Here is a 14475-nt window from a genome sequence, read left to right as displayed (position 1 = left end):
CAGAAAAAAAGTACCCCTTTTGGAAGGATACTTTTTAGCTACGCTTATTGTCTTTTCTTTGTTTTTTTATTATTTAATTTCTCCGCTGCTGTTAATGGCTCATTGGCAAATTCATGATCAAATTGCCGGGATGTATCATCCTGCACTGCTTGTTTAGCATTTTTATTTTTATTTTTTGCCATGATTGTCACCTCCATCCTTTATTCTTTCTTGCCCCATTAGAAATATGTAAGCTGAATGGTGAAATTTTCACGGCAAAAAAAGAGACTTCCTATCATGCTATCTAAAGCATTGGAAGTCTCTGTCTGTTATTTTCCGTGGGTCACGATTTTCACCTTTTGCTTTATGGTTGTTCTAAACACATTTCCTTTTTTATAGGCTATTCCTGTTGCTACTAACAACAATATGCCTGTTACGATAAAAACAGACTGCGTAGGGAAAATCCCTCCAAGGAATCCTCCTACCATCGGTCCAAACATTCCGCCTAGTTGAGTTGCTGTTTGGTTAAGACTAAAGGCTCTGCCACGGAAATTCTCTGCTGTGGATTTTACAACTAATCCATTCAATGCCGGAAAAACAGCACAGAAGAAAAGGCCAAAAATAAAACGGGTAATCGAGAAGCCCCAAATATTGCTGAAGATTATTTGGGAAAAGGTACCCAGTCCCCCACCTAATAATCCAATAAATAAGATACGGTTAAATCCAACCTTGTCTGCCCATTTCCCCCAATAAGGTGCCATGATGACACTCGCGATACCAGGAAGAGAAAAGATAATCCCTGCTAATAAGGAAGCTTTGTCCATCGAACCACCCACCTCCAAAATATAAAGAGGAAGAATCGGCTCAATGGTCATAATAGAACAGGAGGTGACCACTGTTAAAAGGAGTACTAGCATAAGGGGTTTATTCGAAAAGGCTATTCGCAAGTCATTTCTAACAGAACCTTTTTCTTTACTCGGCGAAAAATTATCCTCTGTTACCCAGAAAATGATCAAAAATGTTGCAATGAAAACAAGAAGTCCCGCACTCGCAAAGGAAAGCCGATTTCCAACTAATTGCGAAATCACCCCTCCAATCAATGGTCCCATTATGCCTCCTGATGCAGAAGCAGTGGAAATCATCGATAAAGCATAACCTGTTTTATCAGAAGGGGTATTCGTTCCAATTAATGCAATTGCTCCAGGAATAAAACCAGATAACAACCCTTGCAGAATTCGAAGTACTAATAATTGATAAGGATTCGTAACAAAAGCAGCTAAGGTGTACACCACAAAAAGCACAAATCCAGCTCGAATAATCATCGGTTTTCTTCCATATTTATCTGCTAGCCTTCCCCAAAATGGAGAAGCAAATGCTCCTGCAAAAAACGCTGCACTAAACAATACTCCTGACCAAATCTCTGTGTTTTCGTGAACATTTAATTCTAGAAGAAAAATTGGCAAAAAGGGAATTACCATGTTAAATGATGCAGAGGTAAAGAAAACCCCTATCCATAAAACAAGTAAATTCCGCTTCCAAATTTCCATTTAGTATCGCTCTCCTAAGACATCAGCAACAAATACCAAGCCAATGAGATTTATTTCCTCCATCATAGCATACTACCATTTATTTTTATACCCGAAATTTTTATTTTCCGAAAAGTTAGGTCATAAAAAAGTTGAGAAACTTTGTTTCGTTTCTCAACTTTCCATCATTACTTGATTTTAAATTCCTTTACTAATCCATTTAACTCTACTGCTAAATTAGATAACTCATGTGAACTATCGGCCAGCTCTTGCATCGAGCTACTTGTTTGTTGAACAGAGGCTGATGTTTGCTCAATACCTGCAGCAGCTTCTTCGGAAATAGCCGCTATATCTTCAATAGAACGATTCATCTCTTTACTTGTTTCTAAAATGGAAGCGAGATTTTCTGAAACCACTTCAATGCTATTTGCCATGTCATTTACAGCATTTTTAATACCATTAAATGTTGCACCCGTTGTTTTGATTTGTTCCGCACCTTTTATTACCTCTTCATAGCCACCTTGCAACGACTCAGTTACAACACTTGATTCTTTTTGAATGCTTCCTACGATGTTTGTAATGTCTGTGACGGAGAATGCAACTTGCTCTGCAAGCTTCCTTACTTCATCCGCTACCACTGCAAAGCCGCGCCCATGCTCTCCAGCTCGTGCTGCTTCAATCGCTGCATTTAAAGCTAGTAAATTTGTTTGATCGGCAATTCCTTTAATGACGGAAACTAACTTCGATATTTCCTGAGACTGCGTATCCAAGCCTCGAACCTTTTCCACAGCATCCTTCATAATTTTATTAATAATAATCATTTGCTCAATAGAAGATTCCATTAATTGACTTCCATCATTCGTCATACCTAACACCCTATTAGATGATTGATAAATTAACTCCCCTTGCGTATATGCATCACCAATTGTGCCTGAAAATGATTCCATCGATGCTGCTAAATCACTTGCCGTATTCGCTTGGCTTTCGGCTCCAGATGATAATTCCTGCATAGTAGTCGCTACTTGCTGGCTTCCTGCAGTCACTTCATTTGTAGATTGAGATAAGTTCTCACTCTGTTTGTTAACGGTAATCGATACTTCTGATATCTTTTGGATGACCATACGGAGATTACTACTCATTTTATTCATCGACTGAGCAAGTTTTCCAATCTCATCCTTGCCTTCATAGTTAATGTTTTCAGCCGTTAAATTACCATTCGCAATCGTATCACTAACTTGAACAACTTTCTTTAAATTACGAGAAATGATTCGACTTATAATGATAATTAAGGCTGTACCGATAATTAGAGCCGTTATCATCGCTATAATTAAGGTTTTTGTCGCAATAGCCGCACTATCAACCGTATCGCTTGCTGCTTTTGTACGACTAACTTGTACCAATTCTTGCAGTTTATTTAAAGCCGTTATCGTTCTATTACGCATCGTTGTATTTGTTAAGCTTAAGGAATTAATAGCAGAACGATCATTCGCTTGCATTGCAGGCATAATTTGATCGATGAACAGTTCATTCATATTCTTATCACGCTCGACGATTTCATCAAATAAAGCTTGCTCTTCCGAATTTCGAATATCTTTTTTTATCTCTTCTTCATATTCATTAAATTTAGTAATACTCACTTGATATTCGTCCACATATGTAGGGTTTTGATAGTCGAGATAATTTAAGATACTAATACTCTTTTCACGGGTAATAGAACCCATCTCTGTTATGATAAGTGCTCTTTCATCGGTTTTATTTAATTTCTCAATACTATTATTAATATGGATTAAACGTGTCGTTACTAGAATAGTAGTAATGGTTAAAAGTGCAAAAACAAACAGTAAGGTAAATCCATATTTCCAACCAATCGATACATTATTTAACTTATATAGCTTACTATTATTTAATGTAAACTTACCAAAAATCTTAAACTTCCCATCAATAAGCTTGCTAGATTGCTTAGGTTTTTTTTCTTTCTTAGGACCAGCTATTTTTAGTTTTTTAAACTTTATTTTTGCCATCACAAGTTCTCCCCTTTGATGATTAAGACCCCTACTACTAAGAGTTTTATTCCGCTTACTTATCTCGAAACAAATTCTAGTATATTCCGAAATAGTGATTTTGGTTTTTTATGTTTATTCTCTCCTTTTTTATAAAAATAATATGCTTTGTTTGTCTTCATCTATTTCATTAAAATTAAACTATCGCGCTTTATTAACTAGTAAAATAGAATTAGAGATTCACTAAAAACAAGGTACTTTATTACTTTATATGTACAATACTAAAGTAATTTACAGAATAATTCAATTTTATTTACAAATAATATATCGGACTTTTTACTCAATTGTTTATATTTTAAAAATTTTTTTATGATAATATTTTCTTTTATTTTATTTGTACAGTCCCCCTATTAAAAAATAAAACTGTGGTCAAACTTCTACTAGTAAAAGTATAACCACAGTCTAAAATCTAATATAAATAGAGAACCATTAATGTTTCATCATAATATTTCCCACTAACTTTTAATGCTTTTCGATCCATTCCATATGTTTCAAACCCCAAGGACTCATATAACTTTTTGGCTTGGATATTATCAGAAACTACTTCTAAATATAACTGCTCTATCTCTTGTAACTTCTGTGCTTTATTAATTGCTATTTGTACTAACTGTTTCCCGACACCTTTACCTCTGTGTAAAGGGGTAACATAAGCTGCATATAAATGGCCACGGTGACTCATTTTTTGTTTCGTATCCTTCATTAAGGTCAAGACACCGACTAGATTATTTTCAGCAAATGCCCCAAATACAAAAGAAGTGGGATCGGTTAACCGGTTCTCCGTTCGACTGATTGAATAGTCTTTTTCTTCCTCATAGCTTGATCCAAATGCTTCTGGATTTGTTTTCAGCGCTTCTAATCTTAGTGCAAAATATGCTTTTGCATCATGGAGGTGTAATTGCCTGATTTCCATTTGACTCTCTCCCTATCTGTGTAAAACTTTCTTTTGTAATGGATGGAACTACAGCATTTGATTCTGTCTTTTGTTTTTTCCTCTGAGCACTTGGTTGTTTAAAGACTACTCCCACTTTTACTTGCTGAACCTCTTTTACCCCTTGTACAATCAGCTGCATTGCAAAAATGGCAATAATAAATGGAACAAGTATAAATAAATACCAGTACCGTCCAGAAGCAAGGGCTCCTCTGCCAACCTGTCCTATTAATCCAGACCATTCATAGGTAGATGATTGAGGAGGATCTGCAAACATGGGGTCCATGGACAATTTAGTTCCACCAAAGAAATAATCAAAAATGCCTAAATGCATAAAGATTAACAGCACTTGGATAAATTGCTGTCCAAAAAGAATGGTAAGTCTTGGACCTAAGTGGGGGAGAATATGCCGAGTAAAGATTTGAAATTTCCCACCGCCCATCACCTTAGCGCTTGCAATAAATTCATAATCAAGCACGCGATTGATTTCTTTCCCTAATAATACAGTAGTTAAAGGGACAACTAGTAAAGTCAAAATCATCGTTTCTAAAAAGACCCTTTCCCAAAAGGAATAGCTGAATCCGTCAAAGCCAGGTAACAGAATCGGTCTTAGCAAAATATAGGCAATCAAGCTTAATGGCATAAAGTGAATGGAATCTACCATCTTTGCCAGCCAATGCTGCACTTGAGGTTTGACATGAAAAGAATAAACAACAGCAAACAGTAATCCACCAATTACTCGTAAAAATGCAATAAGCAGGGCAAAAAGCAAGGTATATTTTGCCCCAATAACAATTTGATCAAAAAGGCTATAGCCCATTTTGTCAGACCCAAAGAAAAAAGGTTCTGTTGGCGCAAACGGCGGAGCAGCAATTAGGGTCGCTCCATCTTCTGCATATAATAAGTTCATTTGATCAACATGATTATTAGTTGTGACAGAGTAAAGAATGCTATACCCAATTACCACGATAAAAAACAAGCTTCCCACAGCAAATTTCCAGTTCTTCATATGTACGCCAAACATCTTTCCTACCCACATTACTGGACGAATCAAGGAAAGGCTTCTCCAGCTAAACTGTTGGAATCCATCCTTGATATTAATAAGAAATACTTTAGAGGAAGAAGCGAAATGCGTAAAGGTCAGCTTCTCTTTCCATGCTTCCTTTTTCAGTTCACGTGTCGGTTCTTTCTCCTCGTTCATCACGATATCGACTAGTTGAAAAATAATAAAAAACGGCGTGAATATAAGCAGCAGGGACACAGCAATCGTCATTGGCGAAAAGCTTTCTACTAGAAAATAAGTAAATCCATGTACATTAAAGAGCCGTTCGATAATAAATTGACTAGATAACAATCCCCATATAATTATTTTCAAATGATGGAACGAGACTGGAATAATATTTCGAAGTATGTGTTTCAGTAAAATCGGAAAGTTGTGAATCCCTTTACTTCTTGCAAAAGTTACATACATCTTCAAAAATTCTTCTTCCATCATCAGGATAAGAATTTTGAATAATGAAATGGCAGGAAGAATAGCAAGGGTAATAATCGGACCTAAATATGCCTTATCTGAATAACTGGCCACTTCAAATATCTCTACACCAGTATGTACAAAAATAAAGATGACTAGAGCTTGCAGAAGTGTCGCAATAATTATGTCTGGAATTGATTCAATGAAATCTAGGATTCTTTTTATTGGCTGCAATAGAAATTTGGGTAGAAAAAAAGAGAAGAGTGATAAAATAAAAGCAACAGCACATCCTAGCAATAATGCACCAAATAGAATTTCCATCGAATAAACAAAAGCCGGCCATAAAACATCCAAAATTGGCTTTTCATCTACCCCATTTAAGGAATATACCCATCTATCCTTCTGAAAAAATTCCTTTGATAAAAAAGACAGCAGTGTTGAAAAATATCCCTCTCCCTCTGGAAAATTTCTCATTTGAAAATATTTTGGAAAAACGCTTAAAGCAAGTATTGCAATCATGCCAAGTAAATAATAGATGATTAATTTCGCAAATTTTCTCATAGATCTCCTTTCTTTTTCTTTACTACCGACTAAGAATTCTTACTATTCAAATTATAGGAATATATCGATTACTAATCAACCCTATTTTTTCCAAATTAGGGTGAAGGGATAGGGAAATAAGGCTTGCTAAATCTAATATCAGTGAAATTTATGATATACCAGCCAAAATTTCAATTTATCAACCAATCCTCTTCTTCACTTTCAGACTTTTTCTATTCCACTAATCTTTTCTGCAAAAAGTATTGTTTTACGCCTTCCGGAAAACGATCTAAAGTCCCGAATACTTCGTAGCCATGCTTTTCGTAAAAGGCTGGTGCTTGAAAGCTAAAGGTATCTAAATAGATAAATGCACACGCATTTTCTTTCGCAGTCTGTTCCATCTTCGCTAAAAGCTTGCTGCCATATCCTGCTTTTCTAACACTTGCATCCACCCATAAGAAATCAACATGCATATGATGCCAAAACATATGACCAGTAACCCCAGCCACAATTGTGCCATTATCATCTTTTACAACAAAACTAATATTTTCATAGGGACTTTTTAATTTTTCTGGCAGCTGCTCCATATTATAAGCAACCAGTTTTTTTCTAATATAATCACTATCCTCTTGAACCCATTGCTGGATTATTTCCATTATTCCCCCCTCCTTCTTTCGCTTATTTTTTCTGCTAGTAAACCAAACATTTTTCGAACCGCCTCTATCGGAACTTCTTGATAGGCATCACCTAGGCTAATTTCAAAAGAAGAAGTATTTTCAGCTATTTCTTTTACATAGCCACTTATTCCTATTCCCATTATTTCTTGAATATCTGTCAAAATAGTCTCTACTGCTTCTTTATCCAAATCAAAATGCACATGGAACATATTAGAAACTGGCACAATTGGAAGTGTACTAATTCCTTCACATCCGTTAAAAAATGCTGCTAGCTCTTGGGCAGATTCATAGTATTCAGCCATTTTATGCGCTCGTTTCTCGTAATAATAATCTGCAGACAAAATATATGGATATAAACTGATTAAGTCACCGCCATATCGTCGTTTCCAAACCTTTGATTGGCTTGTAAATTCCTTACTTCCAGCTAATATTGCCCCGGCAATTCCGCCGATTCCTTTATAGAAAGACATATAAACACTATCAAATAACGCACATAGCTCGGCTGCTGTTTTTTGATAGTAGGGGAGCACTTCCAATAATCTTGCCCCATCGAGATGGAGTTTAATTCCATGCTCTTTGCAATAACGAGAAATTTCCTCTAATGTCTCAAAGCTTGGTAATTGACCACCAATTTCACGCTGAGGCAATTCTAACAGCACACAGGCAACTCCATTCTCCATTTGCCTAATATCTTCTAATTCTATTACTCTCGTTTCATCAGCTAATAGAATGGTTTCGATTTTATGAAGCTTCTTTAATCCATCTTGTTCATGAATTTCTAAATGACTTAATGGATGATAGGCAACCTTCCCTAAATCTTTTTCATCACACCATATTCGTAAAGCAATTTGCTGTGCCATTGTTCCACTTGGAAAAAAAACTGCTGTTTCCTTTCCGAAAAGATTGGCCATTTTTTGCTGAAAGTCTTCTATTATTTGTCCTTGTCCATACATATCACTTTCTACATTTTCGTCTATTTGCTGGAACGCTTCTTTTAGTACTTGTACATTTCTTTTGCCATGATTACCTAATTTATAGGCGGTTTTGTTATAGGATTCTCTTAATGTATTTTTCATGGTATTTCCCCTACTCTCTCAGAATATTTTGACGATATGATAACTATAGCACTTTTTACTTTCTTGAAAAATAGGAAGCGGGCTCTGTCGGGAAGAGTCAGTTACCTTTTGCCTAGCTCTAATGCCAACTCGGGCTCAGAGCGGACCTCTCTATTACCTTTTTCCTTCCTCTTTTGACGAAACGGGCTCAGAGTGGCCTTCTCTGTTACCTTTCTCCTTCCTCTTTTGACAAAACGGGCTCAGAGCGGTCTTCTCTGTTACCTTTCTCCTTCCTCTTTTGACAAAACAGGTTCAGAGCAGCCTTCTCTGTTACCTTTCTCCTTCCTCTTTTAACAAAACGGGCTCAGAGCAGCCTTCTCTATTACCTTTCTCCTTCCTCTTTTGACAAAACGGGCTCAGAGCACCCTTCTCTATTACCTTTCTCCTTCCTCTTTTGACAAAACGGGCTCAGAGCGGCCTTCTCTATTACCTTTCTCCTTCCTCTTTTGACAAAACGGGCTCAGAGCGGCCTTCTCTATTACCTTTCTCCTTCCTCTTTTGACAAAACGGGCTCTGAGAACCCCTCTTTCTCCAACTTTATTTCGTCTTAAAAAAAATCAACCATACGAAAAGAACAGTAATCCCCAAAAGAAATACTGTTCTTTGCCATTATTTAAATAAGCTGTGTTTCTTTCTGATTAACAGTCGCCTCTCCAATATCTGCTTCCCGCTTGAATAGTCGTGTGTATACGCCATTATTATTTTTTAATAGCTCGTTATGTGTACCTTCTTCGACTATTACACCTTTATCTAATACGATAATACGATCTGCAGATAGTACTGTTGATAGTCGGTGGGAAATAATGAAAATCGTTTGTTTCTTCGCTGTTTTTAAAACTACTTCATTAATTTTTGCTTCTGTAATAGGATCTAGCGCTGAACTCGCTTCATCCAATACAAGGATTGGTGCATCTTTCAAAATTGCCCGCGCTAAAGATAGACGCTGTTTCTGCCCGCCAGACAGTAAGCTTCCTCTTTCTCCGACCTTTGTGTTCAGTCCATCTGGAAGGGTATCTAGTAATTCGCCTAAACCACTCGCACGGAGAACATCATACAATTCTCTGTCTGTAGCATCTGATTTTCCGATTCGTAAATTATCTGCCAACGTGCCACTTCGCATTTGTACATCCTGTGTAACAATTGCCATTTGCGAGCGAAGCCAGTCTGTATCCCATTCTCGAATCTCTCGACCATCTACTTCAATAGAACCCTTTGTTGTGTCATATAATCGAAAGAGCAAATCAATAATCGTTGATTTCCCAGAACCACTCGGACCAACTAACGCTATTTTTTCCCCTGCCTTAATATCAAAAGAAACACCTTTTAATACACTCTCTTCTTTATCCGGATAAACGAAAGACACGTCCTTCATGCGCACATCGCCACTTGCTCTTTCTCCTCTTACCCCTTGCTTCGTTTCTGCTTCTGATACAGATTGAGAAAGCAAGATATCGGAACGATCCAAAGCAGGTCCTGTTCGTCTGACTGAAAGCCAATTCCGAAGGAGACGTTGCATTTCATTTGCTGCAATCGTTACTAACCCGCCTGCTGTTAACATTTGCCCGCTAGTTAAATCAGCATTCCAGATAAGGAGAGTACTGATAAAATAAACAAGTCCTAATGCAAAGCCGTTATAGCTTGCAATCACAACTACTGATTGCATTCTTGCTTTTAATTCTCGTAAAGAATGTTTTACAAAAGAATCCCTAATGGAAACAACACTTTCCACTTCACTATCGGAAACACCCATTACTCGTGATAGATGAATACCTGTTACAGATTCTCTTAATCTCTCTAAATATCTGGAAGCTTCTGCCCTAGCATCCGCGGATGCAGCTCGCGTTCTAGCCCCTAAATAGTTGGATGCCCAGTAAAACAGAATTCCAAGAACAACACTTGTGATCATTAAATAAGGATGGATGAACAGCAATACAATACTATAAATCACTACCCCTTGTGCACTTGCCATAAAAGTTGACCCTTCCCATGCTAAAAAATTATGAAGGGTATCTGGATCATCAGAAGTTCGTGCTAATAATTCTCCTGATGAATTATTTTGATAAAACGAAAAAGGTAGCACTTGCAAATGCCCAAATAATCGTAGCTTTTGTCTATTTGTCACAGACTTCGCAGTAATATGGCAAAAATATTCATCAATGATCATCATGCCTAAATCTAATACTGCAGATAATACCAGTAGCCACATTAATCCCCATAGCCACGTATTATTCTCACTTGGAAGAATCGTATCGATCAGCCAGCTCAGTGCTAAAGTCGGTATTAATGCTGAAAAAACTTGGCTAATAGCAATAACAAGCGAATCTCCAATTACCCATTTTTTATAGGGCATTAAAAATTGAATAACACGTTTGCCATCACCGATTTTCTTTTGTTTGGAGATATTCTGCTTACTCATCCAATCATCTCCTTCTCTAGCTCGCTATATTGTGCTCGATATAATTGATAATACTGCCCTTTTAAGGCTAATAGTTCTTCATGTGTACCTTGTTCGGCAACCATTCCTTGATCAAGCAGCAGAATCGTATCCGCCTTTCTAACTGTAATCAATCGATGGGCAATGGTAATTGTCGTTCTTCCTGGAATTAATTGCTCCAGCGAGTCTTGAACCTTTTCTTCCGTTTCTCCATCTAAGGAAGATGTAGCTTCGTCAAAAATTAACACTGGTGGCTGACGCAAAATCGCTCTTGCAAGGGCAACTCGTTGTCTTTGTCCCCCAGAAAGCTTCAAGCCACGTTCTCCAACAACCGTTTCATACTTATCCTCCAAGGAATCAATTAACTCCTTTAATCCTGCTGCTTCAACAGCCTGCTCCAGCTCTTCCACCGTTGCATCAGGCTTTCCATAAAGAAGATTATTGCGAAGCGTACTATTTAATAGGAAGGTTTCCTGTGAGACTACTCCAACCTGCCTGCGAAAACTATTGCGGTTAAAGGCAAATAAATTTTTCCCATCAATGGTCACTGTGCCTTTCTCCGGCTCATATAGACCAAGCAAAATTTGAATAAGCGTACTTTTCCCTCCACCACTCGTGCCAACGATGCCGATATGCTTACCGGTTTCTACTGAAACAGATACACCTTTTAAAACTTGCTTGTCGCTCCCTGGATAGGAAAACCAAATATTATCTAAATCTAATTGCCCTTGAACTGCACCAAAATTCGGAAGATTTTGTTCATGCTCTTCTGGCAGATCAAAGTATTCGTATATTCTTTGCAACGCTGGAATTGCCTGTTGAATCGTTAAGGCATTTTCCGCTAAGGAACGAACAGGCTGGAACATGATTGGAATAAAGTTCAAACAAGAAACGAGTGTTCCAACGGTAATATTCCCTTGCCAAATGGCTAATCCACCAATCAGCATCACGACACCAGGAGTAGCGATATTAAATAAATTCCCTAGACGCCAATTGACTTTTCCAATTAAAGCCGCTCGAATAGAATAATTTTTCCAATTGGTCAGTTTCTTTTCCTGTGTAGCAATCTCCTCTTTTTGCGTTTGATAGGTTCTTACTAAACGAACACTCTCGATACTTTCCTGCAAATGCTGATACATGTCAGCACTCATATCTCTTTGTACCGCACTCATTTTCCGCATTGTTTTCCCTAACTTAAAGGATGGGAGAATATAAATGGCAAATACAATGAACATCACAATCGCAGCAGGCCAGTATATCGCAAATACCGTGATAAAAGCTGCTACTGCACTAATTACTTGTTGAAGAATCCTAGGTACAACCGTATTATTTAAATTTTGTATCGATTCTACATCATGGGTTAGTCGATATAGCATATCCCCACGAGGCGTCTTTGAGAAAAAGGACATCGGTGTTCTGTGAAGCCTTTTAAACGCACGAATTTGCATATCTGTAATCACATCAAATCCAATTTTCACCTGGACAAATTCTTGTAAGGATTCAAATAGCGCCTTTCCTAAAAATGCTGCTAATATTCCGAATACTATCCATAAAATAAATGCTAATGCTTTGTCTCCAATTACTTCATCCACCAATTTCCCTACAAAAATCGGCGGCAAAATCGTAAAGGCACCACCAACTAATGAGAAAAATAAGGCAATCAATAACTTACGCCAATATGGTTTAAAATGCTGTAAAGTAGTTCTTAATAAGTTCATTCTTTCTCCTCCCCACAAAGAGTTATTGTATTACAAATAATGAAAATATTCACTATAATTCGCGAAAAAATTTCGGATTATGAAATTTATTTTTCGTAAAAAAAAAGGCTACCTTAATAGGTACACAAAAAAAGAAGGCAGCAATACGCTAACCTTCGCAAAAATATTTATTCCGTTCTTATTTATAAAGTAATATTCACGGTTGTCTAATATCTAAAGCTACCATTTTCGAACTGGACAGCTTTTCTTTTCTAAGCTAGCACGGAAGCGGACAAAGCATCCGCATTTTCCACATGTGTGTTGATTTAGGTGCTCACATTGTTCACATATGCTCAACCGCTGATCTCTTACTTCCTCCTCGGCTAAATCTATTTCGAAGGAAAGCTGTTCTCGAACAAGTGCGTCAACATCTAGTCGACTAACTTGTTCCTTTATCTCACAACCCACACAAGCCATCTTAATTTTCCTTTGTTACGATGCTTGCTACACTCATAGGTGGTAAAGTGACCTTTAATGTATCGTTCTCTACTATATAACTAGTAAACTCTTTTTTTGCTACAACATCTGGTTGTTCAAATGTATTATGGGCATTCATTGTATCAGCAGTAATATATTCTGCTTCTACTACTACAAATTCCCCTTCTTTTCTGGAAAGTGTAATTTCTCTCGTTTCCGTTAAATCATAGTTACATAGGGAAACTGTTAATTTTCCGTCCTTCTTAGAAGCTGTGTATGTTACATGGTTACTTTCATCTCCATAAGAATCAACTAACTCTGCATCCTGATGATGTTTATACAAATCGAAGACATGATAAGTAGGGGTTTTGATCATTTTTTCCCCTTCTGTTAAGATCATTGCCTGCAATACATTCACCATTTGCGCAATATTCGCCATATGGACTCGGTCTGCATGCTTATGGAAAATATTTAACGTAATAGCAGCTAGCATTGCATCACGAATCGTGTTTTGTTGATATAAGAAGCCTGGGTTTGTGCCAGGTTCTACGTTATACCAAGCGCCCCACTCATCTACGATTAGGCCAACACGTTTTTCTGGATCATACTTATCCATAATTGTACTATGCTTTGTAATTAACTCGTCCATATACTGTGCATGTTCTAAAACGGAATACCATTGTTCTTCTGGGAAATCTAACGCCATTCCTTTATCCTGCCATACTCTTGTTGGGATAGAATAATGATGTAGGCTAAGTCCGTCCATAAATCTTGCCGCATTTTTCATCAATACCTCTGTCCAATTGTAGTCATCTACATTGGGACCACAAGCAATTTTATAAATATTATGCTCTCCATACTTACGCACATATGTCTGATATCTACGGTATAAGTCTGCATAATATTCAGGACGCATATTTCCGCCGCAGCCCCAAGACTCGTTTCCTACTCCAAAAAATTCTACTTTCCATGCTTCCTCTTGACCATTTTCTCTACGAAGATTTGCCATTGGCGACTCTCCGTTCATCGTCATATACTCGACCCATTCTTGCATTTCCTGAACAGTTCCACTACCAACGTTCCCGTTAATATATGCTTCACATTCTAACTGACGGATTAATTCAAAAAACTCGTGTGTACCGAAGTGGTTATTTTCTGTTACGCCACCCCAATGTGTATTAACTATTGTACTTCTGTTCTCAGCTGGCCCAATTCCATCCTTCCAATGATATTCATCCGCAAAGCAACCACCTGGCCAGCGAACTACTGGTACTTGAATTTCCTTTAATGCTGCCACTACATCTTTACGAATTCCATTTACATTTGGAATATCTGAATCTTTGCCAACCCATACTCCTTCGTAAATGCACCGCCCTAAATGTTCCGCAAATTGTCCATAAATGTGTTTACTAATCTTCGGTCCTTGTTTATCTAATAATAAATTTACTTGCATATTGTTATTCCTCCATTATTATTTTTTGGAAAAACGTGAATAGATAACAGGCTAATCTATGTATCATTTCCTCCTTTACGTCTAACTCATTATCCATTGCCAGTTACATACTTCAAAG

At 37.3% G+C, this 14475-nt stretch carries 11 protein-coding genes; all 11 read right to left on the bottom strand.

Features of this window, described 5'->3' with window-relative positions:
• Positions 1–44 precede the first annotated feature (44 nt).
• The 11 genes from sspO to AB3U99_RS04415 all read right to left on the bottom strand — a co-directional run bounded on the left by sspO (position 45) and on the right by AB3U99_RS04415 (position 14357).
• Positions 45–182: a small acid-soluble spore protein O gene (gene sspO / locus AB3U99_RS04465; protein WP_031536143.1), complete on the bottom strand. Its 138-nt coding sequence runs from the start codon at positions 180–182 to the stop codon at positions 45–47.
• Between the two features lie 126 nt (positions 183–308).
• Positions 309–1526: an MFS transporter gene (locus AB3U99_RS04460; protein WP_400245810.1), complete on the bottom strand. Its 1218-nt coding sequence runs from the start codon at positions 1524–1526 to the stop codon at positions 309–311.
• A 167-nt stretch (positions 1527–1693) separates the two neighbouring features.
• Positions 1694–3526 carry a methyl-accepting chemotaxis protein gene (locus AB3U99_RS04455; protein ID WP_400245808.1) on the bottom strand — a complete coding sequence of 611 codons (1833 nt, stop codon included), beginning with the start codon at positions 3524–3526 and terminating at the stop codon, positions 1694–1696.
• Positions 3527–3974: 448 nt separating this feature from the next.
• Positions 3975–4475: a GNAT family N-acetyltransferase gene (locus tag AB3U99_RS04450; RefSeq protein ID WP_400245806.1), complete on the bottom strand. Its 501-nt coding sequence runs from the start codon at positions 4473–4475 to the stop codon at positions 3975–3977.
• A complete protein-coding gene (locus tag AB3U99_RS04445; RefSeq protein WP_400245804.1) occupies positions 4447–6525 on the bottom strand; it encodes an ABC transporter permease subunit in 2079 nt (692 codons plus the stop codon). The genes AB3U99_RS04450 and AB3U99_RS04445 overlap by 29 nt, the downstream gene beginning before the upstream one ends.
• A 212-nt stretch (positions 6526–6737) precedes the next feature.
• Positions 6738–7160, bottom strand: coding sequence for a GNAT family N-acetyltransferase (locus AB3U99_RS04440; protein WP_400245803.1), 423 nt, complete (start codon positions 7158–7160; stop codon positions 6738–6740).
• Entirely contained in the window at positions 7160–8257 is a 1098-nt protein-coding gene (locus AB3U99_RS04435) for a threonine aldolase family protein (RefSeq protein ID WP_400245801.1), read from the bottom strand. Before AB3U99_RS04435 ends, AB3U99_RS04440 begins: the two co-directional genes overlap by 1 nt.
• A 652-nt stretch (positions 8258–8909) precedes the next feature.
• On the bottom strand, positions 8910–10712 hold the full coding sequence (locus AB3U99_RS04430) for an ABC transporter ATP-binding protein (protein WP_400245799.1): 1803 nt from the start codon (positions 10710–10712) through the stop codon (positions 8910–8912).
• Positions 10709–12448, bottom strand: coding sequence for an ABC transporter ATP-binding protein (locus AB3U99_RS04425; RefSeq protein ID WP_400245797.1), 1740 nt, complete (start codon positions 12446–12448; stop codon positions 10709–10711). Before AB3U99_RS04425 ends, AB3U99_RS04430 begins: the two co-directional genes overlap by 4 nt.
• Positions 12449–12667: 219 nt before the next feature.
• Positions 12668–12904 (bottom strand): DUF6171 family protein, encoded by a 237-nt coding sequence (locus tag AB3U99_RS04420; RefSeq protein WP_400245796.1) that lies wholly within the window; start codon positions 12902–12904, stop codon positions 12668–12670.
• Position 12905: 1 nt separating this feature from the next.
• Positions 12906–14357: an alpha-N-arabinofuranosidase gene (locus AB3U99_RS04415; RefSeq protein WP_400245794.1), complete on the bottom strand. Its 1452-nt coding sequence runs from the start codon at positions 14355–14357 to the stop codon at positions 12906–12908.
• Positions 14358–14475: the final 118 nt, after the last annotated feature.

This window comes from Niallia tiangongensis (assembly GCF_044704065.1).
In the GTDB taxonomy this organism is placed as follows: domain Bacteria; phylum Bacillota; class Bacilli; order Bacillales; family Cytobacillaceae; genus Niallia; species Niallia tiangongensis.
This window is presented reverse-complemented; position numbering and strand designations above follow the sequence as displayed.